The organism is Cyclobacteriaceae bacterium, from assembly GCA_030584025.1.
Lineage (GTDB): Bacteria > Bacteroidota > Bacteroidia > Cytophagales > Cyclobacteriaceae > UBA2336.
In genome coordinates this window covers 138,764-160,395 of sequence record CP129487.1, presented here as the reverse complement: position 1 = coordinate 160,395, position 21,632 = coordinate 138,764, and the positions used below count along the sequence as shown (strand labels likewise).

Genomic DNA, 21,632 nt, shown 5'->3' with positions numbered 1-21,632 from the left:
TATTTTTGGGCACTAAAAATCAAACACCAGCTATGAATATTCCTGCCGACCTCAAGTACACCAAAGACCACGAATGGGTAAAAATTGATGGAAATACCGCCACCATAGGCATTACCGATTTCGCGCAAAGCGAATTGGGCGACATTGTTTATGTGGATATAAACACGGTTGGACAGGAGGTAAACCAACACGATGTGTTTGGTACCGTTGAGGCGGTTAAGACCGTATCTGATCTGTATATGCCTGTAAGCGGAAAAGTAGTAGAGTTTAACTCAGCCCTGGATGGCAGCCCTGAAAAAGTAAATGCCGATCCGTACGGTGAAGGCTGGATGGTAAAGGTGGAAGTAAAAAATGCCGGTGAGGTTGATGGCTTGTTAACAGCCGACCAATACAAGGAACTTATCGGTAAGTGATTTGTTTATAATACGTGATTGAACTGCCTACCATATCGCCCGAGCAAACTAAACCACGCAAACCCAATTGGCTGCGTGTAAAATTGCCGGTTGGCCCGGAATATGCCAAAGTGCGCAGGCTGGTGGATGAACACAAGCTGCACACCATCTGCGAAAGCGGCAATTGCCCCAACATGGGCGAATGCTGGGGTGCCGGTACGGCCACATTCATGATTCTTGGAAATGTATGTACACGTAGTTGTACGTTCTGTGCCGTAGCAACAGGCCGGCCACCGGAATACGATACAGACGAACCAAGGCGTGTAGCCGAAGCCATCAAACTGATGGGCGTGAAACATGCTGTCATCACTTCTGTAAATCGCGATGAACTGAAAGACCGCGGTGCAGAAATCTGGTATCAAACCGTGGTTCAAACCAAACAGGTAAGCCCTGAAACTACAATTGAAACACTCATTCCGGATACAAAAGGAAACTGGGATGCCTTACACCGCATGATAGAAGGCGGACAGGAAGTAGTGAGTCACAACATGGAAACGGTTGGCCGTTTGTATCGCATTGTGCGCCCGCAAGCTAAATACGAACGCAGCCTGGAGCAGATCAAGCGCACACGCGAAGCCGGTAAACGCACCAAGTCGGGCATTATGCTTGGGTTGGGCGAAACCAAAGAAGAAGTGTTTAAGGCCATGGACGATCTGGCCGAAAACGGATTAATGATTCTTACGCTCGGTCAATATTTACAGCCAACCAAAATGCACATTGAAGTGGCCGAATTCATCCATCCCGAAACCTTCGACATGTATCGTGAAGAAGGATTGAAGCGCGGACTGAAATACGTGGAGTCTGGTCCACTGGTGCGCTCCTCCTATCATGCCGAACGGCATGTGAATGTGCCAATGGATTGATTTTTTAACTTTGCACCAATAGCGATTAGCTATTAATATTTGATTCTAATATTTCAGTAGCGTAAGTTACTTGATGTAAGTATCAGGAGTTGAACTCAAGCATGATTGCGAAAACAACCACGGAAAACAATCCATTTAAAAAAGCATAAAATGAAAAATTCGATCTTCACTCTATTAATTTTAGCTCCGCTATACCTATTTGCCCAAGGTTCCGATTATAACGTTTACTCCTATCTTACTCAGGGCACAAAGGCACCAAATACCCATTACATCGGGGAGGCATGGTTAAATGCCATAATCCGTAATGATGCTGATTTGGGTTATAACATTACAAAAGCAACCTTTAAAGCCAACTCCACCTTGGATTGGCATAAACATAGTTCTGTGCAGGTTTTAATAATTGTAGATGGCGAAGCCTATTATCAGGAGAAAGGAAAAGAGCCAGTAATTCTAAAAGAAGGTGACATAATTAAATGTGCGAAAGATATCGAGCATTGGCATTCCTCTACTAAGGATAAAGATGTAACCTACCTGGCTTTCTACGGTGGTGAACAGCCCACTATTTGGACAGAGGTACTAACACAAGAATATTATGATAGGGTGGCTGAAAAGCTAAAAAGTAAATAATTAGCATTAAAAATTATCAAGCAGCCAAAAAAATAGAAAAAGATTAACTTCACCTAACATAATGCATAGTTCACTGCTGTGATTTTGTATTCAATAATTTATTTCACGACCAGTGATTGCACAGGTGAGAAAACGGCCCTTGTATCGTTTGTCCATAGCGAATATCTTAGTCGCAGTAAAAATCCATTTATCAAATTAAACCTTCTCGTATGAACCGTTTTATTCGTTCTTTTCTGGTACTGATTACGCTGGTTTTGATTTCCTGTGGTGGTAAGCAGGAATCGACTGGCGAAACAACCACTGCTTCAAAAGAAGTGGATACAGAAACCCTGAAAGCAAATCTGAAATCTCAGATTTGTGATTTTCTCACTACCGATGAAGTAAAAGGAATCGCAGGTATTGCGGAAGAAATGGAAAGTGTTTCCGGGTATGATGGTACAACCGGGCATTATTGCTCATACAACTGGAACGACTTCGGAAAGGAGATAAAATTCGCGTACGTATTCAGCACCGTTGGCAACGCGGAAAAAGTAGCCGAGTCGCTGGCCATGTTCAAGGCTAGTGATTCACTTGAACCGGTGACCTTACATGTTGGTGAGGTTGCTGCCTTTTGGGGCGAAGGCAACTCCCGTCTGAGCATATTTTACAACGATGTACAATTGTATATCGATATGCGCAAAACAGATTTTGCCGACAAGAAATCCATCGCCATAAAAATGGTAGAGCAGGCGCTTGACTAGCGCCTACTTCACTTTTTTGCCGGGCATAGCCCTGCCGCCCTGGAACAAGGTCATGTGTGTAACTTCACCTTGCTCATTGCGACTGAATTCAATCTGAGCGTCCACCACTTTCAAGAAGAATTTGGTTGCACTCTCCGGAAACATATCAAATGAAGGTTGACCGGTAGCCTGTGCCTTGTAATTGCTTTCCTCGCGCCATACCTTGATCAGAAAACCAGGAGCCAGTTCATATTCACCCACAAACACATCGAAGTCAGTTGGGTTTAAATTGAAAACTGTACGCTCAGCCGGAATCGGCTTATTTGTTTTCACCGCACGTGAAGGTACAAACGAACGATCCTGCATTTCCATTTCGGATACGTTACCTGATGCATCGCGCGTGAACTTTATTTTTGTGTTTGATTCCGTAAAGGCAAATTGATCAGCGGCATATGGATAAATCTCAAACTTGGTTCCACCTGCGCGTTGGGAAAAATATTGATTCCCATTTCGCGTAATCACCCGATCTTCACGATCATTGATTTTGTAAACACCCACATATTGGTCACCTGCCTCTGCTGCTAAGGTAATTGCTTCTGGCTTATCCCCCCGAATACCAGCCACTTCTTCCGCCAAGGTATAGGCAATATCTTCCGGGTTTATGGATGTTGTGTTCGCCAACAGTGCTACATATATTTTCTTTTCAGGAACATACAACTCAAACGACAGGAACCCATCAATACCGCCACCATGACCAATGGCCTTGGCATCACCAACTTTTCCCAATTGCCAGCCATATCCATAGCTTTCAACAGAACCATCGGTGGTTTTGGTTGGCTCCCATGCTTTTTCAAGAAGCTCCTTCTTTACCAACTTATAGCTGAACACAGCCTGGTTCCATTTCCATAAATCATCCACGGTTGAAAAAATTGAACCAGCCGAATATGGAATAGAAGGATGAACGTAATCGGCCATTACAAATGCATCACCTGAGCCTTTGGTGTAACCTGCTGCCTGCTTCGCAATGGGCTTACTGTCATCCGGATAGGAAGCTGTCATCTTTAATGGCTTGAAAAAAGTCTGGTTGATGTAATCGCCATAGGTTTTGCCTGTAACTTTTTCAATTACTGCACCTAGGAGAAAATAAGCTGAGTTATTGTACAGCCACTGCTCACCGGGTTTGAAATCAATGGGATAGCCTTGAATATAACCCATCATCTCGGCTACACTTACTTTAGTTTTCTTTGCTTCGGTAGTCATGCGTTCCGGTACACTGGTATAACTTTTTATACCGGATGTATGGTTTAGCAACTGTTCAATGGTGATGGGGTTTTGCGTTTTAAAATCCGGAAGGTATTTGTTCACATTATCTTGTAAAGAAAGCTTTCCCTCTTCAATCAATTTTAAAATAGCCGTTGAAGTAAATTGCTTGGTGATGGATCCAATCCGAAAAACCATATCAGGTGATACCGGAACTTTACGGTTGATCTCGGCAATGCCGTATCCTTTGCGCAACAATACCTTATCGTTTTGCACAACTAAAACCGCTGCACCGGGATCGGTGGCAGAAAAACGTTCATTCAGGATTTTATCCAGGTTATCAACCGTGCTTTGTGCAAGAGCAGCACATGAATAAAGAACGAAAACAAGTGACAGGATTTTACGGATCATAATGTTTGTGGGTTTGGGGGTTAGACGCAATAAGCGCTACAAAGGTTTCAGATTTATAACTCAACGAGCAGGCTTCAACACCACCCCATTTCGAACACCCGTATGTTTGCCCTGTTCCGCTGTAATTTGTCCGTTAACAATAATGTATTCAAATCCTTCCGAATAGGCATGGGGTTTATCAAACGTGGCACGATCGCCTACTTTGGTTTCATCAAAAATCACCACATCCGCTGCCATGCCCTCACGCAACAATCCACGATCGCGAATATTAAACCGCGAAGCAGGTAATGATGTCATTCTGCGAATGGCTTCTTCCAATCGGATAATTTTCAAATCGCGCACGTACTGACCAAGCACACGCGCATTGGTTCCATAAGCGCGTGGGTGCGGCATACCTGTTCCATAGCGACTGATGCCGGCATCGGAAGCAAACATGTTAAAGGGGTATTGTAAAATTCTGCGAAGATCTGATTCTTCCATGCTGAAGTATACCATCTGTACACGCTCGGTAGAAGCGATCAGCTCCAGAATGGTTTCTGCTTCCAGCATGGGTTTGGTTTTTCTTCCTTTCAGCTTATTGACTTCAGTAATGGTTTTTCCATTGTATGTACTGTCGGGCGCATAACGCGCAACCAGTGCGTAGTTATAGTTTTTAAGTTTTTTACTTTTTAGCGTTTCCACCATTTCTTTCTTGATCTGCTGCCGGGTGGACTTATCATTCAATCGCCACTGCAGGGAATCTCTGCCTCCAGAAAACACCCAGCTTGGTACGGTGGTGCTTAATGTTGTACTGCTCGCCACATACGGATATTGATCTATTGTAACATCAACTCCCCGAAGCCTTGCCCCTTCAACTTGCGCCAGCGTGTGTACCGACCGACCCCAATTAGGTTTGTAGGTTACTTTAAAGTGTGAAATTTCCACGGGCATGTTTGCCACTTCACCAATGGAGATGGCTTCGTCAATGGCTTCGGTTACGTTGTCGCCTTCACTGCGGATGTGTGAGGCATATACCCCTCCAAATTTTGATGCCGCTTTGGCCAGCCCAACAACTTCTTCTGTTTTGGAATAGGTTCCGGGCACATAAATCAATCCGGTAGATAACCCTACAGCACCATCCTGCATGGCTTTCTCCACCAACTGTTCCATTTGAAGTTGTTCTTCAGGTGTGGGGTCGCGTTGGTATTCACCCAACACTGCTCTTCGCACGGTGTTATGCCCGATGAGCGTTGCTACATTAATGGATGTTTTTACACTGTCTATTTTTCGGAAGTACTCAGCAATATCCAATGAAGAACCTCCGCAGTTGCCTGTTATTACAGACGTAACCCCATCCAATATGAAATTACCGGCTGTTGGGATGCGTATTTCACTTCCTTCAATGTGCGTGTGCACATCCACAAATCCAGGAGCCACAACCAATCCTTTTGCATCGATTACTTTTTCTGCAGTGGCCTCACCAAGATTTCCGACTCTGACAATTTTACCATCTTTAATGGCTACATCGGCTATAAACCACGGGTTGCCCGAACCATCCACAATCTTTCCATTGCGGATGATGATGTCATAAAACGATTGTGCCATGCCCACAATCGGGAGCAGGGCAACAATCAGGATTATCAGATAATGTTTGTTACTGCTTAAACGCATAGCGCTTATTTAGCATCTGGCGCAATGCGCTTGTCGCGGTTGGCGATTTCCCAAGCCGTATAAAATACGCACTGTGCACGCTGGGTCAGTAAATCAAATTCAATTTTATCTACTTCATCACTTGGCTGGTGATAGTCTTCATGAATTCCATCAAAATAGAAAATAATCGGAATATCATTCTTGGCGAAGTTCCAGTGATCAGAACGATAGTACAAACGATCGGGGTGATTCTGATCGTTGTAGGTATAATCAAAAATCAACTTAGTTGTGTTCTTGTTCACTTCCTCGCTCAGGTTGTGCAACTCTGTAGAAAGTTTATCAGAACCAATCACATATACATAAGGGGCGCTGTCTTTATGCTGGGGATCGCGTCTGCCCACCATGTCGATGTTCAGGTTAACCACCGTTTTATCCAATGGATAAACCGGACTGATGTCAGCATAATACTGTGAACCCAACAATCCCTTTTCTTCACCGGTAACCAACATAAACAAAATGCTTCTGCGTGGGCCTTTGCCTTCATTCTTCGCTTTTACAAAAGCGTTGGCAAGAGCCATCACCGCTACGGTTCCGGAGCCATCATCATCCGCACCGTTGTTGATCAAATCGCCTTCGCCACTATCACGCTTACCGATGTGGTCGTAATGCGCAGTGATTACAATCACTTCATCCTTCTTATCCGTTCCTTCCAAAAAGCCCAACACGTTGGATGTTTTTACCTCAGTGTGTTTTGGCGTGATGGTAAAACCAACTGTAGTGGGCTTAACCTTGGCAAGTTTTTTACCTTCAGCGGCCTGCTTCAATTTTTCCGGTGTAGATTTGAAAATCTTTCCGGCAGCAGCGGGCGTAATCAGGAATATACCCAGGTTGTTGGAGGCTCCTCCTTTCTTCAGGCTCATTCTTCCTCCGCCAAACATGCGGATTTGACCCGCTGTGGTTTTGAAATCATCTTCGCTGTTCATGGCTAAAATCACCAGCTTGGCTTCCTTCTCGCGAAGTTTGCCCATAGCAGGGTTGTTGCGCAGAGAAGCAACCGCATCCATCATAATGACAACGGCTTTTCCTTTTACATCAACCTGAGCGAGGTCGGCATCAGAGCCGGTTCCGCCAAAAACCAAAGGCAGTTCCATCAGTCCGGACGTTTCTCCTGAACCAAAATAGATGTACTCCTCATTTGTAAGAGCAACACCACCGGCATTCAGGCTCACCTCAGGCGTGCTGGATGCGTATAGGGTTACGGGCTGGTAGTAACTTCCGTTTACCGGAGGCTGTAAACCCAATTCTTCAAAATGCGAAGCGATAAATGCGGCTGCCATGCGCTGGCCGCGGGTTCCGGTTTCACGTCCCTCAAGGGCATCAGAAGCTAAAATGGTGAGGTATTCTTTCAAATCAGATGTTTTCACCTCATCGCCATACTTTTTAACGCTGGCATCCTGGGCAAAAACACCTGTGGCAAGCACCATCAGTGCCAGCACCAATAATCTGTTTTTCATGGGTATTTAAGAGTTAAGATTCAGTCAAATATAAGGATCGTAAAACAATACAAAAGCCTTAAAATCTGATGGAAACAAACGGTAACGTAAGCGGTTAAACAAGGTGACAGAAATCATGGCAGGCGGTGTAGAATTGTGTGCTTCCTGATTTACCTTTGTGGCCGAAAATTCCTTCCTAAAAGCGATTTAGATACTTACTGACTATGACGATTAATCCACTGTATTCCGAAAAATTTGAAAACCGACATAACGGACCTGATGCAGCGCAAATTGCCGAAATGCTTAAAACGGTAAAGGCCTCATCAGTAGATGAACTGATTGACCAGACTGTTCCCGCCAATATCCGCCTGAAAAAGCCATTGAACCTGCCGCCAGCCCAAACCGAGCAGGCGTTTCTAAAAACCTTTAAAGCCCTGGCATCAAAAAACAAGGTGTACAAATCCTTCATTGGCATGGGGTATTACAATAATTATACTCCGGGAGTAATCCTGCGTAACATTCTGGAAAACCCGGGATGGTACACGGCCTATACGCCTTACCAGGCTGAAATTGCACAAGGCCGGTTGGAAGCACTGATTAATTACCAGACCATGGTGATTGATTTAACCGGAATGGAAATCGCCAACGCTTCGTTGCTGGATGAAGGAACGGCTGCTGCAGAAGCCATGCACTTGCTTCACGCATCGTTAAAGCCAGCCAAGAAAAACGCTTCGAAATTTTTTGTTGATAAAAATACATTTCCACAAACCATTGATGTGCTGAAAACGCGCTCAGCCCCGTTGGGCATTACGTTGGTGGTGGATGACCTGGCCAAGCTGGATGTTACCGATCCGGATTTATTCGCGGTATTCATTCAATACCCGGATAGCAACGGTGCCATTGCCGATCACGCAGCATTTATTCAAGCTGCGCATGAGAACAATGTATTTGTCGCGATGGCTGCCGATTTGCTTGCGCTTACGTTATTAAAGTCGCCTGGTGAAATGGGTGCCGATGTTGTGGTCGGTTCAAGTCAGCGTTTAGGTGTGCCGATGGGTTTCGGTGGACCGCATGCTGCCTACTTTGCTACGAAAGAAGAATTCAAACGCCAGATGCCAGGCCGTATTATCGGTGCATCGATTGATGCGCAGGGAAAGCCTGCGTATCGTATGGCTTTGCAAACACGCGAGCAACACATCCGTAGAGAAAAGGCAACCTCCAACATTTGTACCGCACAAGTATTGTTGGCGGTAATGGCTGGCATGTACGGAGTGTATCACGGTCCGGAAGGATTGAAAAAAATTGCTGGTCGTGTGCATGGCCTTGCCGTTATGTTAAATGACGGACTGAAAGCCAAAGGTCTGAAACAAGTAAACGAACATTTCTTTGATACGCTTAAAGTTGAAGTAAGCGATAAAGTTTCCATTAAACGCGAAGCCGAAAAGCGTGAGCTCAACTTGCGCTACTTTGAAAGTAACCATGTGGGCATTTCATTGGATGAAACCACCACACCGGAAGATGTAAACACATTGCTCGAAGTTTTTGGAGCTAAAGCGGGACAACCAAAAGTTGTGGCTGCCATTCCTTCTTCGTTGCAGCGTATGTCATCCTTTATGACGCACCCCGTGTTCAACAGTTACCATGCTGAGCACGAAATGCTGCGGTATATCAAGAAATTAGAGAATAAAGATTTGTCGATGGTGCACTCGATGATTTCATTGGGATCATGCACGATGAAACTGAATGCCACTACCGAAATGATTCCGGTAACGTGGCCTGAGTTGGGCGGCATTCATCCGTTCGCTCCGGCTGATCAGGCAACAGGTTATGCAGGCATGACCCAAAACCTGGAAGCATGGCTGGCAGAAATTACAGGGTTCACTGGAGTTTCTTTACAACCAAACAGTGGTGCGCAAGGCGAATATGCCGGACTTATGGTGATTCGTGCATACCATCAGCATCGCGGTGATCATCACCGAAACATTTCATTGATCCCGGCATCGGCACATGGCACCAACCCGGCCAGTGCAGTAATGGCTGGCATGGAAGTGGTGATTGTAAAATCAGATGCCGAAGGAAAAATTGATGTAGCCGATCTGAAAGCAAAAGCGGAACAGCATAAAGAAAAACTTTCGTGCTTGATGGTGACCTATCCATCCACACATGGAGTGTTTGAAGAAGCCATTACAGAAATCTGTGAAACCATTCACGCCAATGGCGGATTGGTGTACATGGATGGTGCCAACATGAATGCACAGGTTGGTTTAACTTCACCCGCCAACATTGGTGCCGATGTGTGTCACCTGAACCTTCATAAAACATTTTGCATTCCGCATGGCGGTGGCGGCCCCGGCATGGGCCCGATTTGCGTGAATGATAAACTAAAACCTTTCTTACCCGGACATGCCGTGGTAAAAACCGGGGGCGAACATGCGATTAACGCAGTGTCGGCTGCCCCATGGGGAAGTGCCAGTATACTGGCCATCTCCTATGCATACATTGCCATGATGGGTGGTGAAGGATTAATGAATGCCACAAAGCTGGCAATTCTCAATGCCAACTATATTAAAGAGCGACTGGAAGGCCATTATAAAATATTGTACACCGGAACCAACGGTCGCTGCGCACACGAAATGATTGTTGATTGTCGTGATTTCAAAAAGGCGGGTATTGAAGTGGAGGACATTGCCAAGCGCTTGATGGATTATGGATTCCATGCACCAACGGTTTCATTCCCTGTTGCCGGAACACTGATGATTGAGCCTACCGAAAGTGAAACCAAGGAAGAGCTTGATCGTTTCTGCGATGCGCTAATTGAAATCAGAAATGAAATTCGTGAAGTGGAGGAAGGAAAAGCTGACAAAGAAGACAACGTGTTGAAGCACGCACCGCATACCGCTTCGGTAATCACTGCTGATGTTTGGGAGCGTCCGTACAGCAGGCAGAAGGCCGCTTATCCACTTCCTTATGTACGCGATGCGAAATTCTGGCCAAGTGTTAGTCGTGTTGACAACGCCTATGGCGATCGCAACTTAGTGTGCAGTTGTTTGCCGCTTGAGCTTTATGAGAAGGCTGAAGCAACGGTAGCTTAAGAAATTCGTTTATTTGTCTACAAGTTTAACCACAAAGGGACACAAAGAAGGCACAAAGTACACAAAGAAAAAGCTCAATCAGATCTTTGTGTTCTTTGTGAAAAACTTTGTGCTCTTTGTGGTTTGAAATATCAGCTTTAAAGAAATTATCAAGTCGACATGAAAAAACTTTTGTTCATTTTGGTGTGCTTACAAGTGAGCGGATTTGTTCAAGCTCAAGGTAAAAATAAATACCAGGGCTTTCCATCTCTCGTGTGGCCAAAGCTGTACGACATCCAATATGAAAAAGCACACGATGACAATGGCGAATACGAAAAACCCATCTTTAGCGCGGCAGTAAAATCCTTAGCGGGAAAATCGGTGGTGTTGCCCGGCTATATGGTTCCCTTTGATAGTGGAACCAAGGGCACGATGTTTATGCTCACTTCCCTTCCGTTAAATGCCTGTTTCTTTTGTGGTGTAGGCGGACCGGAATCAGTCGTGCAGGTGTTTCTGAAAAAGCCAATCACCTATACAGAAAAACCAATTGAAGTAAAGGGAGTACTTTTATTGAACGATAAAAATCCAGATCAGATGATGTATATCCTGGAACAAGCTGAATTTCTTGGTGAGATTGATTACTAATTCACCTGACACAAAGCAGCCACTTCAGAGAAATAAGTAATAGCTGGCCAGGAATACAATCAAGGCCAGCAATGTTCCGATAATCACCTTAACTACCAACGAATCTGCCCGTTCAGATGAGCGCACAATGCGTTTGATCCGCTCCTGTACTAATTTTCGTTTCGCTCCGGTTTCTTCACTCATACTGATACATGAATAATTGTAGGCTGTTTCTGGTAACCTTTTTCAAGGTACACGCAAACAACTACTCAATCAAGTCCATAACGGTCAATGAGATAAATTATTGCCGCCATGGCCGCAGCGCCTAACTCCAGTTCACGTTTATCTACCTTGTCAAAGGTATCTTCAGCGGTGTGATGGAAATTAAAATACCGTTGCGAATCCGGTAAGTAACCCATAAGCGGAACACCTTGTGACGCCAACGGACTGATATCGGCACCACCACCTTCCTGACTGAAATCAGAAAGACCGTAAGGTTCTAACAGTGGTTTCCAACTTTGCACTTTTGCTTTTGCCTTTGGTTGTGTGGGCACGGTAAATCCGCGAGGCGTAAAACCTCCCCGATCGGATTCGATGGCTGCGATGTGTTTTTCATTTTTAAGTTTGGCCTGATTGGCATACTCCACTCCACCACGCAATCCGTTTTCTTCATTCATAAACATAACTGCACGAATGGTGCGTTTGGGTTTGTAGCCTATGGCTTTGAAAATGCGTAGCACTTCAATCGACTGCACACAACCCGCGCCATCATCATGCGCGCCTTGTCCGAGATCCCAACTATCCAGGTGTCCACCAACTACAACAATCTCCTCCGGTCGTTCTGTTCCCTTCAGCTCACCGATCACATTAAAAGAAGGCGCATCGGGTAAAGTTTCGCAATGCGTCTCAAAATAAAACTTCAGGTCTTTATCATCTTTTAATAATTCACTCAGCACCACGGCATGACGAGTAGCAATGGCTACTGCCGGAATTTTCGGAACATTTAACGCATAACGTAATGAACCGGTGTGTGGGTAATCTTCCAGGTTCACGCCCATCGAACGAACGATTACACCAATTGCACCAAGTTTGGCTGCTTCTGAAGCTCCGTTGGCACGCTGATCAACCGCCCCGCCATACGAACTGAACATCGGTATCAGTTTCGGATCCATGGGGCGATTAAAAAAAACGATCTTTCCTTTCACACCTTTTTCTCCCAATAGCTTCAGTTCGTCCCACGTTTTCACTTCAACCACGTTGGCCAGTACACCACTTGCACCGGTTCCTACCGAACCACCCAACGCGCAAATGTTCACCGCTTCCGATCCTAACTTCTTTGAATTAACAATGCGACCGATTTCCTTTTTGCCGCGCACCCAATGCGGCACCATAACCGGTTGCAACCACACCGAATCAAAGCCATACGCCTGCATCACCTGCCTGCTCCACTCAACCGCAGCCGCTGCACCCGGTGAACCACTCAGGCGTGGACCAATCTTCGTGCACAGGTGCTCCAGCATTTCATACGACTGCCCCTTTGCCAGCGCCTCATCATAAATTTTGCGAATGAATTGCTCATCAGTCGACTGAGCTCCTGACACCAGAAAAGCGAACATTAAAACACCAAGCAAAAAGTATCTCATAAAATCTTCAAAATTTCAAATCAATCCATTTTCAAATTAACCCATTTTCAAATCTTCAAATTAACTCATCAACGAATAACCGAATCAACACATCATTCGATCAATTTCGCATCTTTAATTATATACATATGATGATCCGGATCGGATTCATTCAAAAACAAAATCCCCTCCATCACAATCTGCCGTGTAACAAATTTTATATTCTGTTTGGTTTGCACTTCAACCACGGTTTCAGGCCCGGCACCTCCGCAGAAATAACACTGGTTGAACGGAAGCGATGACAGCATGTATTCATTTCGTCCACCAAGTTCAGCCATGGGTATCAAATAACCCTTTACGCGAACTACCTTGCCGTTATAACTCCACAACCGCTTGCTGAATTTTGGTGATTCAATTTCAAAGCCCGTCTCCCGACTAGGTTTGCTTTCATACCCCACTTCTGCAAGTACCTGCCACACATCGGGTTCCTGGGCAAAAACAAGTGATGTGCAGAAAAGGAAAAGAAAAGTAAGTTTATACATCTGATGGTTTTAACTTTGGAAATATACTCGCTTTCTCTCGTTCGATGATAGAAAATTTACTTCTGGGCATAGCCGGATTGATTGGCGGCTTCATTGCGGGACTAACCGGAATTGGTACAGGCTTTATCATGCTCAGCATTATTCCGTTGGTGCTCACACACTACGGGGTACCCGAAAGTTATGCCGTAAGCGTAACCATCGCCAACTCCATCTTTGCCACCATGGTGTCATCTTTCGCCAACATGGCCACCACCATCCGGCAACGCGCATTTTATCCGAAAGAATTGCTCTGGACTTCCCTCAGTGCGGTGATTATCTCATTCATTGTTTTTGAACTGGTGGCCAAGAGTGAACTCTACTCTAAAGATTTTTTCAATGCCGTAGTGGTGCTCTTTATGTTCATCATCATCTTTCAAACGTTTAAAAAACTCAGGCTATCAAACCCGAAAGATGAACACGTTACTACCGTAAAATTATTGGTTACCGGGGGCACTGCCGGTGCTGCTGCAGCCCTTACCGGCTTGGGTGGCGGCACATTGATCATTCCACTATTAAATCTCTGGCAACGAGTAGATATCCTAAAAGCCAAGTCCATTTCCTTCGGAACCATTTTCGCTATTGCCTTGTGGCTATCCATCAACAATTTATTTCTGGAACCGGTCAACACCATTCCGCATAGCAAAGGCTTGATTGTATTGCCCATGATCCTTCCCCTTTCCATAGGTGTACTCATTGGCTCACCATTAGGCGTACTTTCCAGTCATAAAATTTCTTCACGTGCCGTAACCATTTTATTCCTGGTCATCATCAGCCTGGTGGCCATTCAAAAAATTGCCGAACTGGTGTGGTTGGAGAATTGAAAATTCTACCTTTTCAAATATGTTTGTAAGAAGTCTAATGCACTTCCCAACCTATGAAATTCCGATTCCCTACGATAAAAACTGAAGTGGCCGTTGCCTTTGCAGCCATCTTTGTGAGCACCGCCACCTTGTTTGTATACATCTACCAGGCGCGCATTATGCAAACGCAACAACAAGTAGCGGTGTGGCCGTATGTAGAATGGCTGCCTTCCTGGGGAGATCACGGCCTTTACATAGAAGTATCGAACAAGGGAATAGGGCCCGCGTTGGTGAAGAAGGTAACGATCAGGTTGGATGGTCAAGAATTACAGAGTCTTTCCGAAATGTTCAACATGCTGACCGACTCTACTTTCCGAGAGTATGGTTACAGCACCATTCAAGGTCGGGTAATTGCTGCAGGTGAACAGATGAGGGTATTTGAAATTGGGGATAAAGCTATTGCCGACCGTATTCGGGCGGAGCTTATGAAAAGAAATTTCGAATACGAAATATGCTATTGTTCCGTGTTTAACGACTGCTGGACCTCCACAGGAATGGAGATTACCGAAAGCACCTGCGACTGATTTTTTCTTTCGTACATTTGAAATGGTTAACGGCTTAAACCCGATACTATGGCCTTCTTTTTCGATTCATTCGCCAACTGGAAAAAATACGCAACCGATAACAACCTGTCGCTGGTACAGGTAGTATTGGAGTATGAGCAGTCTCAAAAGAATCGCACCGAACAACAAATTTGGGATGGCCTGGAAAAAGCATGGACGGTGATGAAGGAAGCCGTAGTTACCGGACTTACTGAAGACATGACCTCGCGCTCGGGCATGGTGAACAATGGAGCGAAGAAAGTATACAACCATCCACAAACGGTTCTATCCAGAGAATTTCAAAATCTGATTTCGCGCGCGTTGGCCGCGAAAGAAGTAAACTCGTGCATGGGGCGCGTGGTGGCTGCACCAACAGCGGGCGCCAGCGGCATTATGCCTGGCGTACTATACACGCTACAGGAAATTCACCACGTTGACGATAAAAAAATTCTCGAAGCCATGTTGCTTGCTGCCGGTGTGGCGCTGATCATGGAACAGAAAGCCAGCATTGCAGGTGCTGTAGGCGGTTGCCAGGCCGAAACCGGTACGGCTGCCGCCATGGGCGCTGCCGCCATTGTGTTTTGTTTGGGTGGCAACACCGACCAGATTTTTAACGCGGTGGCCATTACCGTTCAGTGCATGCTTGGGTTGGTGTGTGACCCCGTAGCCGGACTGGTTGAAGTACCCTGCATTGTGCGCAACGCCAGTGCGGCAGCCATTGCTTTTAGCTCTGCACAAATAGGGTTAGCCAACGTAAGCAGCGTGATACCCGTTGATGAAGTAATTGAAGCCATGGGCGAGATTGGTGCCAGCATGGAAACACGCTACAAAGAAACAGCGTTAGGTGGCTTGGCCGCCACCAAAACCGGACAAGCCATTGCAAAAAAAGTATTGATTCACGATATTGAGATGTTGCCGGATGAGGAGGTGAAATAGTTAAACCCAACTCGCATGAATTCCTGGATTATACCTACAAAAAAGCAAGTTCTTTTCGTTTGTGGACTAACGGTATTGCTGTTTTTAAGGATAATGTCAACCACGGATCTTCTTTCCAGTGAAAAATATTCTAATAGGCAATATTTAATTTTTGGGGTGCTAATGGCATTGGCGTTTTTAACTTCGATTGTCGCGATTGTACTTTATAAGACAAGGAGAGTTAACAACGTAAAATGAATTTCCATCTCCTCAACGCAATTTTATAACAATCGAAGAGTCCCGAAACGGAGACTCTGTAAAGAAAAAATCATGATAAACAATTCAGCAACCGGCTACTAATTTCAATGGTAATGAAAATCAAAACTTACAATCTCTTCAACAATATCTTTACAGGCAGGTATCTGCTGGCAATACTCTCAATTCTTTTCATTGCATCTTGCGAAAATGAAGATGAATATCTAAAAGAGAGCTTTTATTTTCAGGACTATTCTTTCTCCGGGAATATTGAATGTTACGATACCCTTGGCAACAGATTTGATTCTTTGTCCTACAGGTATTCGCAGAATCAGTTCATTTTTTCCGATGACTTTAAACTTCCGTATGAAAAAGCTGAGATTTACTGGAATAAGACGATGACCTTATTTTACAAAGATGGCGATATAAGAAAGGGTAGGATTTTACAAAAAAATGATACGCTGTATTTCTATTTAAATGATTCAGATACTGACCATCCCTTTTTGAAAGGGTTACTTGATAACAATCAACTAAGAATACCGGGCTACGGCCGTATATACTATACATCTTTGAGCAATCGCTTTATCAAAGAGACACATGAGGACAAATTAATCAGGCTTGGGATTCCTGATTTAGAGATTTTAATCCAGGATTTTCCCACAAATTTCATGAATGATGTCGAAATGGATGCTCAGAATTTGTATCTCCAAAGATTTGACTTGGTGTATACGAGGAGGGTTGATTAAAATCACTCATTCTCCGCAGGACTCCCGTGAGATTAAGATTGCAAGGTGACAGGGACTCTGCACTAAACGTAATTCTTTCAAACAATCACAGAGGGCGACCGAGAGTAATCATTTTGTCACTTTCGTGTAACAAACCAAAGACTTAAAAGTCTTGGGTTAAAAGTTTACTCCATGTTTCGGAAACTGTTCAACTCCTTCTCACTCGCCTTTGCCAACATCCGGTCGAACGTACTGCATACCTTTCTCTCCGTATTGGGTATTGTCATTGGCGTGGCTGCGCTGGTTTCCATCCTTTCACTGATTGACGGCATGGAAGAATTTGCCCGCGACCAGATTTCACAAACCACTTCCCTCAACGCCATCATCATCCAAACGGAAGCCTACAAGCGGGTAAATGAAGTGCGCATTCGCAAAGACAGCATCCGTGTGATTGACTACGAACGTTTCAAACAACTCACCGAAAATTTAAGTAAGGCGGCTAAACCCTTTATTCGCTCTACGACTTCCGGTGAAGCAGAGCTCGCATCAGGTAAAAAAATCGGGGCGTTGATGCTGGCCACCAGTACAACGCTTGAACCCACCTGTGTGGTCTCAACAGGTTCGACCTTTACAGAAGAAGACTTAAATGAAAAAAGAAATTATGCCGTGGTGAATCATGCTTTTTTAAAAGCTGCTGAGTTGAATGAAACCACTGCATTAGAAACTATCATCACCGTTAACAACAAACCGCACATTATAACAGGCATACTCCAGGAAGATGTGGTAAACACACCCAAAATTTATTTTCCAATAACCACGCTGAGCCAAACCGAACTGCAAGGCGCACCACCGGAAATTATCCTGGAAGCTGAAAAGACGGAAGAAATTCCTGCACTTTCAGCCTTTGTTGGTGTTCTTCACCAACAAAGCATCTACAACACTACATCTTGTTGGAGAAGATTCTGTCCGCTGCAAGCTGGCTCCACTAAGGCGAGGTAATTAGGTAAGAAGTTTTTGAAGAGCAAAGTCACAGATGATTATCTCCTTCTCTGTATCCAAATACGCCACCACATACTTTTTTCTGAAATTCGCACATCGGTAACCCTCCTCGCGCCATGCCGTGAAGCTACAAGGTCTATGCTTCATCCTGCTGTTTCCAAGCTTTTGGAAAAATGAGAAAGCTTCATTTACAAATTTTTTAGCGGTTGCAGGAAGCCCTTTCGATTCTATAAAATAAGCAACATAGGCAACCTCCTCAGCGGCTTTGTCAAGGATGCTTACTTTTCTGTGTGCCATTTGTCAATAAGCTTGTAAGCCAGCTTTTTGCCTTCAGCAAGGCTCAATTTTCGGGCTGTCTGCTTTTTTGATGCGGCTTTTTCTAAAAGTTTTTCGTACTCGCGTTGTGCTACCAGTACATATTTTTTCTTGTCAATAACCAGCGTGTTCATATTTCCCGAATTATACTTCAAATGTAACGAATGGAAAGAAAACGTTCAACTCCTTCTGAGTATACAACAGAGTGTGCTGCAGAATTTAAGCCTTTGATTTCTATTTTCACAACAAAGCATTTTCATAACAAACCTTATTGGTGAAGTACTCCTACGCAACAAAATTCAATTGCTTACTTTCGTGTAACAAACTAAAGACTTAAAAGTCTTGGGTTAAAATAAGCATCCATGTTTCGCAAGCTGTTCAACTCCTTCGCCCTGGCCTTTGCCAATATCCGGTCGAACGTACTGCATACCTTTCTCTCCGTTTTGGGTATAGTCATTGGCGTAGCCGCGTTGGTTTCCATCCTTTCGCTTATTGACGGCATGGAGGAATTTGCCCGCGACCAGATTTCGCAAACTACCTCGCTTAACGCCATCATCATTCAAACGGAAGCCTACAAGCGGGTAAACGAAGTGCGCATCCGCAAAGACAGCATCAGCGTAATTGACTATGCACGTTTCAAGCAACTTACTGAAAACCTGAGCAAGCCGGCTAAACCTCATATACGTTCCACATCTTCCGGTGAAGCTGAACTTATATCGGGTAAAAAAATCGGGGCGCTCTTACTGGCCACCAGCGCAACGCTTGAACCCACCTGTGTGGTCTCAACAGGTTCAACCTTTACAGAAGAAGATTTAAATGAAAAAAGAAATTATGCCGTGGTGAATCATGCTTTTTTAAAAGCTGCTGAGTTGAATGAAACCACTGCATTAGAAACTATCATCACCGTTAACAACAAACCGCACATTATAACAGGCATACTTCAGGAAGATGTGGTAAACACACCCAAAATTTATTTTCCAATAACCACGCTGAGCCAAACCGAACTGCAAGGCGCACCACCGGAAATTATTCTGGAAGCTGAAAAGACGGAAGAAATTCCTGCACTGAAAACCGACATCAACACCTGGCTGGAAAAACACGACAAGGATGCCAAAGAAAACTTCCGCATCATCACCAACGAGTTTCGCATTGAACAAGCCACCAAAGGCTTTTTGCTTTTCCGGGTAATCATGGGATTAATTGTGGGAATTTCCGTTTTGGTGGGCGGTATTGGCGTAATGAATGTGCTGCTCATTTCCGTAACCGAACGCACAGCCGAAATTGGCATTCGCAAAGCCACAGGCGCAAACAGGCGCGACATCATGTTGTTATTTCTTTCTGAGTCGATTACCGTTTCGGCATTTGGCAGTTTTTTAGGGTTGGTGTTGGGCGTGCTCGGCACCATGGTCATCATTCCCATCATTAAAGCGATTACCGAAGTACCCTTTCAGGCCGCATACACCTGGAATACGTTTTTGGTAATTACGGTGCTTTCCATTTTAGTGGGCATCGTCTTTGGCACCTACCCGGCCATACGCGCTTCGCGGTTAAATCCGGTGGAGGCGATACGGCATGAGTAAATTCATCTTAATAAATTCTAATCATATTCTAATCTGATTATTCCAACACGCACAACAGGCTTGCGTATACAACATAGATCTATTTTAAATCTATTCGTATGCGACTTATACTGTATGTAACCTTGATGGTCATGCTAGGTTCATGTGCCGTCATCAGGCAAGGTGAAGTGGGTGTTAAACGAAAGTTCGGCAAACTCGAAACCCAAAGTCTGGGGCCGGGCATGTACTCGGTTAATCCGTTTTTTGCACGCATGCTGAAAACCAGCGTGCAAACAGAAAACCTGGAAGTGCGATTGCGTTTGCCCAGCAAAGAGGGCCTCACCATCAATTCAGAAATTTCCATTCTGTATAGTGTACAGAAAGATAAAGTGCCGCAAATTTTTACAGAGATCGGATTGGATTATGAAAACACCGCCATCCTTCCGGTGTTTCGTTCTGCCGCTGCGGATGTATCAGCCAATTTCATGGCCAAGGATATGCACTCTGGTCAGCGCTCGGTAATTGAAACGCAGATTAAAAAACGAATGGAAGAAGTATTGGCGGGTCGTGGCTTTATAATTGAACAGGTGTTGATGAAGAGCATTGAGCTGCCCACGGAACTTTCGCGCGCGATAGAACGCAAACTGGAAGCCGAACAGGAATCGCAGCGCATGGAGTTTGTGCTGGACCGTGAACGCAGGGAAGCTGAGCGTAGAAAAATTGAAGCTGAAGGAACACGCGATGCACAACAAATTCTTTCGCAAGGCTTAAGCAAGGAGATTATTGAGTTACGCAGCATTGAAGCGTTTCGGGAGTTGGCCAATTCGCCCAACACAAAAATTATCATTACTGATGGCAAAACGCCTTACCTGATACAACCGAAAGAGTAATTAAATAGAAAGTTTGCGGATGCCGGCCTAAACAGTCGGCATTCTTTTTTATTCCGGACGGACAAAATCAGGTATAACGGCTTCACCAAAACTGTACACGGCCACCGAAAACAACACGGCAAAAAACGAGGCGCTGATAAACATGTAAAACAGTATTTTTTCTTTCGGTGCCCCGAAACTCACGGCAATGATGGTGCCGCCAATGGGTGTAAACAACAAAGGTGTAAGCACCGCAACGCCAGCCAAACCAAACCGTTGCCAAATGCGAATGGCCCTGCGGTTTCCGGGCGTAAATTTTTTTCGGTTGCGCATCCAGCGACTCAATAGTTTAGTGCGCAGCCAATCGCCAAAATAGGTAAACGCCACCACGCTGGTCATCATACCCAGCACGGTAGTAAAAATGGTGGTCATGATGTGCAGCCCTACCCCGTACCCTGCAATCGGGCCAACGGCAAATTTCAACAAGCATGAAAAATAAATCGGCAACGCCTTCAGCAGTTCTTCAATCATAAAACGTTTACCCCCGTTGACATGGAATTATAATTTTTCACCAAAACACAAATCTCCTGCATCGCCCAACCCGGGCACAATGTACGATTGGGCATTCAACTTTTCATCGAGGGCGCAAGTATATACAGAATAAGGCAACTGAAGTTTCTCCTTTAAAAAAGCAATCCCTTCCGGTGCAGCTACTAACGCGGCAATATGCACATGCGCGGGCTTGCCATGCGATAACAAGGCTTCGATTGATTTCACAAACGATTTTCCCGTAGCCAACATGGGATCAATCATAATTAAGTGCTTACCGGTGAGATCGGGCGCTGCCAGGTACTCCAGGTTAATGGCAATGTCTTCTCCGTTTTCTTTCCGGTACGCCCCGATAAATCCGCTATCGGCTTTATCAAAAAAATATTGAAAACCCTGAAAGAACGGCAGGCCTGCACGCAACACCGTAACCAACACCGGTTGCTCCGACAAAACCGGAATAGTTGAAATACCCAAAGGCGTTTCAATGCGCTCAGCAACATAAGGCAATTGCTTTGAAATTTCATAGGCCAGTATGGAACCCAGCTTCTCTACGTTTTGCCTGAATCGGGCGCGATCCTGTTGAAGGCTTTTATCTCGCAATTCTTTTAACATGCCATTGGCAACGGAATTAACCTGATTTAAAATGAATGTCATGGCGCTGTGCTTTTATATCAAAATTTACTTCTACTTTA

Annotated in this window: 23 protein-coding genes; 13 read left to right on the top strand and 10 right to left on the bottom strand. The window is 44.8% G+C overall.

The window, feature by feature from the left end; translation table 11 throughout:
* Positions 1-32: 32 nt before the first annotated feature.
* The 4 genes from gcvH to QY309_00775 all read left to right on the top strand — a co-directional run bounded on the left by gcvH (position 33) and on the right by QY309_00775 (position 2,682).
* Positions 33-413: a glycine cleavage system protein GcvH gene (gene gcvH, locus QY309_00790; protein WKZ60025.1), complete on the top strand. Its 381-nt coding sequence runs from the start codon at positions 33-35 to the stop codon at positions 411-413.
* A 14-nt stretch (positions 414-427) separates the two neighbouring features.
* Positions 428-1,315, top strand: coding sequence for a lipoyl synthase (gene lipA, locus QY309_00785; protein ID WKZ60024.1), 888 nt, complete (start codon positions 428-430; stop codon positions 1,313-1,315).
* A 150-nt stretch (positions 1,316-1,465) separates the two neighbouring features.
* Positions 1,466-1,942, top strand: a complete 477-nt coding sequence (locus QY309_00780; protein ID WKZ60023.1) for a cupin domain-containing protein — start codon at positions 1,466-1,468, stop codon at positions 1,940-1,942.
* Between the two features lie 209 nt (positions 1,943-2,151).
* Positions 2,152-2,682 (top strand): hypothetical protein, encoded by a 531-nt coding sequence (locus tag QY309_00775; GenBank protein WKZ60022.1) that lies wholly within the window; start codon positions 2,152-2,154, stop codon positions 2,680-2,682.
* A gap of 3 nt (positions 2,683-2,685) precedes the next feature.
* On the opposite strand, the gene QY309_00770 is transcribed toward QY309_00775, so the two are convergent.
* The 3 genes from QY309_00770 to QY309_00760 are packed head-to-tail and all read right to left on the bottom strand — an operon-like array spanning position 2,686 to position 7,475.
* The gene (locus QY309_00770) at positions 2,686-4,332 is read right to left on the bottom strand and encodes a serine hydrolase (protein ID WKZ60021.1); all 1,647 of its coding nucleotides are present in this window, start codon (positions 4,330-4,332) and stop codon (positions 2,686-2,688) included.
* Between the two features lie 60 nt (positions 4,333-4,392).
* Positions 4,393-5,982 carry a D-aminoacylase gene (locus tag QY309_00765; protein ID WKZ60020.1) on the bottom strand — a complete coding sequence of 530 codons (1,590 nt, stop codon included), beginning with the start codon at positions 5,980-5,982 and terminating at the stop codon, positions 4,393-4,395.
* A 5-nt stretch (positions 5,983-5,987) separates the two neighbouring features.
* Positions 5,988-7,475 carry a M28 family peptidase gene (locus QY309_00760; GenBank protein ID WKZ60019.1) on the bottom strand — a complete coding sequence of 496 codons (1,488 nt, stop codon included), beginning with the start codon at positions 7,473-7,475 and terminating at the stop codon, positions 5,988-5,990.
* A gap of 203 nt (positions 7,476-7,678) precedes the next feature.
* Here QY309_00760 and gcvP point away from each other — a divergent pair, with 203 nt between their 5' ends.
* Positions 7,679-10,546 (top strand): aminomethyl-transferring glycine dehydrogenase, encoded by a 2,868-nt coding sequence (gene gcvP, locus QY309_00755; GenBank protein WKZ60018.1) that lies wholly within the window; start codon positions 7,679-7,681, stop codon positions 10,544-10,546.
* Positions 10,547-10,705: 159 nt separating this feature from the next.
* Positions 10,706-11,170, top strand: a complete 465-nt coding sequence (locus tag QY309_00750; GenBank protein ID WKZ60017.1) for a DUF3299 domain-containing protein — start codon at positions 10,706-10,708, stop codon at positions 11,168-11,170.
* A 24-nt stretch (positions 11,171-11,194) separates the two neighbouring features.
* On the opposite strand, the gene QY309_00745 is transcribed toward QY309_00750, so the two are convergent.
* The 3 genes from QY309_00745 to QY309_00735 all read right to left on the bottom strand — a co-directional run bounded on the left by QY309_00745 (position 11,195) and on the right by QY309_00735 (position 13,313).
* The gene (locus QY309_00745; protein WKZ60016.1) at positions 11,195-11,353 is read right to left on the bottom strand and encodes a hypothetical protein; all 159 of its coding nucleotides are present in this window, start codon (positions 11,351-11,353) and stop codon (positions 11,195-11,197) included.
* A 65-nt stretch (positions 11,354-11,418) separates the two neighbouring features.
* Positions 11,419-12,792 carry a M20/M25/M40 family metallo-hydrolase gene (locus QY309_00740; protein ID WKZ60015.1) on the bottom strand — a complete coding sequence of 458 codons (1,374 nt, stop codon included), beginning with the start codon at positions 12,790-12,792 and terminating at the stop codon, positions 11,419-11,421.
* 92 nt (positions 12,793-12,884) lie between these two features.
* A complete protein-coding gene (locus tag QY309_00735) occupies positions 12,885-13,313 on the bottom strand; it encodes a hypothetical protein (protein WKZ60014.1) in 429 nt (142 codons plus the stop codon).
* A 44-nt stretch (positions 13,314-13,357) separates the two neighbouring features.
* On the opposite strand from QY309_00735, the gene QY309_00730 reads away from it, so the two are divergent.
* From QY309_00730 to QY309_00710, 5 genes are all read left to right on the top strand, one after another.
* Positions 13,358-14,173 (top strand): sulfite exporter TauE/SafE family protein, encoded by an 816-nt coding sequence (locus QY309_00730; protein ID WKZ60013.1) that lies wholly within the window; start codon positions 13,358-13,360, stop codon positions 14,171-14,173.
* A 53-nt stretch (positions 14,174-14,226) separates the two neighbouring features.
* Positions 14,227-14,736, top strand: a complete 510-nt coding sequence (locus tag QY309_00725) for a hypothetical protein (GenBank protein WKZ60012.1) — start codon at positions 14,227-14,229, stop codon at positions 14,734-14,736.
* A gap of 48 nt (positions 14,737-14,784) precedes the next feature.
* Positions 14,785-15,690 carry an L-serine ammonia-lyase, iron-sulfur-dependent, subunit alpha gene (sdaAA, locus tag QY309_00720; GenBank protein ID WKZ60011.1) on the top strand — a complete coding sequence of 302 codons (906 nt, stop codon included), beginning with the start codon at positions 14,785-14,787 and terminating at the stop codon, positions 15,688-15,690.
* A gap of 350 nt (positions 15,691-16,040) precedes the next feature.
* Positions 16,041-16,670: a hypothetical protein gene (locus QY309_00715; GenBank protein ID WKZ60010.1), complete on the top strand. Its 630-nt coding sequence runs from the start codon at positions 16,041-16,043 to the stop codon at positions 16,668-16,670.
* A 171-nt stretch (positions 16,671-16,841) separates the two neighbouring features.
* A complete protein-coding gene (locus QY309_00710; GenBank protein WKZ60009.1) occupies positions 16,842-17,648 on the top strand; it encodes an ABC transporter permease in 807 nt (268 codons plus the stop codon).
* Here QY309_00710 and QY309_00705 read toward each other — a convergent pair whose 3' ends face one another.
* Positions 17,649-17,945, bottom strand: a complete 297-nt coding sequence (locus QY309_00705) for a hypothetical protein (GenBank protein WKZ60008.1) — start codon at positions 17,943-17,945, stop codon at positions 17,649-17,651.
* On the bottom strand, positions 17,927-18,097 hold the full coding sequence (locus QY309_00700; GenBank protein WKZ60007.1) for a hypothetical protein: 171 nt from the start codon (positions 18,095-18,097) through the stop codon (positions 17,927-17,929). Before QY309_00700 ends, QY309_00705 begins: the two co-directional genes overlap by 19 nt.
* A 228-nt stretch (positions 18,098-18,325) precedes the next feature.
* On the opposite strand from QY309_00700, the gene QY309_00695 reads away from it, so the two are divergent.
* Together QY309_00695 and QY309_00690 are read left to right on the top strand one after the other, a co-directional pair.
* On the top strand, positions 18,326-19,543 hold the full coding sequence (locus tag QY309_00695; protein ID WKZ60006.1) for an ABC transporter permease: 1,218 nt from the start codon (positions 18,326-18,328) through the stop codon (positions 19,541-19,543).
* A gap of 98 nt (positions 19,544-19,641) precedes the next feature.
* Positions 19,642-20,412, top strand: coding sequence for a prohibitin family protein (locus QY309_00690; GenBank protein ID WKZ60005.1), 771 nt, complete (start codon positions 19,642-19,644; stop codon positions 20,410-20,412).
* A 48-nt stretch (positions 20,413-20,460) separates the two neighbouring features.
* Here QY309_00690 and QY309_00685 read toward each other — a convergent pair whose 3' ends face one another.
* Positions 20,461-20,922 carry a hypothetical protein gene (locus QY309_00685; GenBank protein ID WKZ60004.1) on the bottom strand — a complete coding sequence of 154 codons (462 nt, stop codon included), beginning with the start codon at positions 20,920-20,922 and terminating at the stop codon, positions 20,461-20,463.
* A 27-nt stretch (positions 20,923-20,949) separates the two neighbouring features.
* Positions 20,950-21,594 (bottom strand): uracil phosphoribosyltransferase, encoded by a 645-nt coding sequence (gene upp, locus QY309_00680; GenBank protein ID WKZ60003.1) that lies wholly within the window; start codon positions 21,592-21,594, stop codon positions 20,950-20,952.
* Between the last annotated feature and the right edge of the window lie 38 nt (positions 21,595-21,632).

What these genes read in the sequence shown, in the direction of transcription:
- gcvH (WKZ60025.1), top strand. Translation starts at nt 33, where the DNA reads ATGAATATTCCTGCCGACCTCAAGTACACCAAAGACCACGAATGGGTA.
- QY309_00780 (WKZ60023.1), top strand. Translation starts at nt 1,466, where the DNA reads ATGAAAAATTCGATCTTCACTCTATTAATTTTAGCTCCGCTATACCTA.
- QY309_00775 (WKZ60022.1), top strand. Translation starts at nt 2,152, where the DNA reads ATGAACCGTTTTATTCGTTCTTTTCTGGTACTGATTACGCTGGTTTTG.
- QY309_00770 (WKZ60021.1), bottom strand. Translation starts at nt 4,332, where the DNA reads ATGATCCGTAAAATCCTGTCACTTGTTTTCGTTCTTTATTCATGTGCT.
- QY309_00765 (WKZ60020.1), bottom strand. Translation starts at nt 5,982, where the DNA reads ATGCGTTTAAGCAGTAACAAACATTATCTGATAATCCTGATTGTTGCC.
- QY309_00760 (WKZ60019.1), bottom strand. Translation starts at nt 7,475, where the DNA reads ATGAAAAACAGATTATTGGTGCTGGCACTGATGGTGCTTGCCACAGGT.
- gcvP (WKZ60018.1), top strand. Translation starts at nt 7,679, where the DNA reads ATGACGATTAATCCACTGTATTCCGAAAAATTTGAAAACCGACATAAC.
- QY309_00750 (WKZ60017.1), top strand. Translation starts at nt 10,706, where the DNA reads ATGAAAAAACTTTTGTTCATTTTGGTGTGCTTACAAGTGAGCGGATTT.
- QY309_00745 (WKZ60016.1), bottom strand. Translation starts at nt 11,353, where the DNA reads ATGAGTGAAGAAACCGGAGCGAAACGAAAATTAGTACAGGAGCGGATC.
- QY309_00740 (WKZ60015.1), bottom strand. Translation starts at nt 12,792, where the DNA reads ATGAGATACTTTTTGCTTGGTGTTTTAATGTTCGCTTTTCTGGTGTCA.
- QY309_00735 (WKZ60014.1), bottom strand. Translation starts at nt 13,313, where the DNA reads ATGTATAAACTTACTTTTCTTTTCCTTTTCTGCACATCACTTGTTTTT.
- QY309_00730 (WKZ60013.1), top strand. Translation starts at nt 13,358, where the DNA reads ATGATAGAAAATTTACTTCTGGGCATAGCCGGATTGATTGGCGGCTTC.
- QY309_00725 (WKZ60012.1), top strand. Translation starts at nt 14,227, where the DNA reads ATGAAATTCCGATTCCCTACGATAAAAACTGAAGTGGCCGTTGCCTTT.
- sdaAA (WKZ60011.1), top strand. Translation starts at nt 14,785, where the DNA reads ATGGCCTTCTTTTTCGATTCATTCGCCAACTGGAAAAAATACGCAACC.
- QY309_00715 (WKZ60010.1), top strand. Translation starts at nt 16,041, where the DNA reads ATGAAAATCAAAACTTACAATCTCTTCAACAATATCTTTACAGGCAGG.
- QY309_00710 (WKZ60009.1), top strand. Translation starts at nt 16,842, where the DNA reads ATGTTTCGGAAACTGTTCAACTCCTTCTCACTCGCCTTTGCCAACATC.
- QY309_00705 (WKZ60008.1), bottom strand. Translation starts at nt 17,945, where the DNA reads ATGGCACACAGAAAAGTAAGCATCCTTGACAAAGCCGCTGAGGAGGTT.
- QY309_00700 (WKZ60007.1), bottom strand. Translation starts at nt 18,097, where the DNA reads ATGAACACGCTGGTTATTGACAAGAAAAAATATGTACTGGTAGCACAA.
- QY309_00695 (WKZ60006.1), top strand. Translation starts at nt 18,326, where the DNA reads ATGTTTCGCAAGCTGTTCAACTCCTTCGCCCTGGCCTTTGCCAATATC.
- QY309_00690 (WKZ60005.1), top strand. Translation starts at nt 19,642, where the DNA reads ATGCGACTTATACTGTATGTAACCTTGATGGTCATGCTAGGTTCATGT.
- QY309_00685 (WKZ60004.1), bottom strand. Translation starts at nt 20,922, where the DNA reads ATGATTGAAGAACTGCTGAAGGCGTTGCCGATTTATTTTTCATGCTTG.
- upp (WKZ60003.1), bottom strand. Translation starts at nt 21,594, where the DNA reads ATGACATTCATTTTAAATCAGGTTAATTCCGTTGCCAATGGCATGTTA.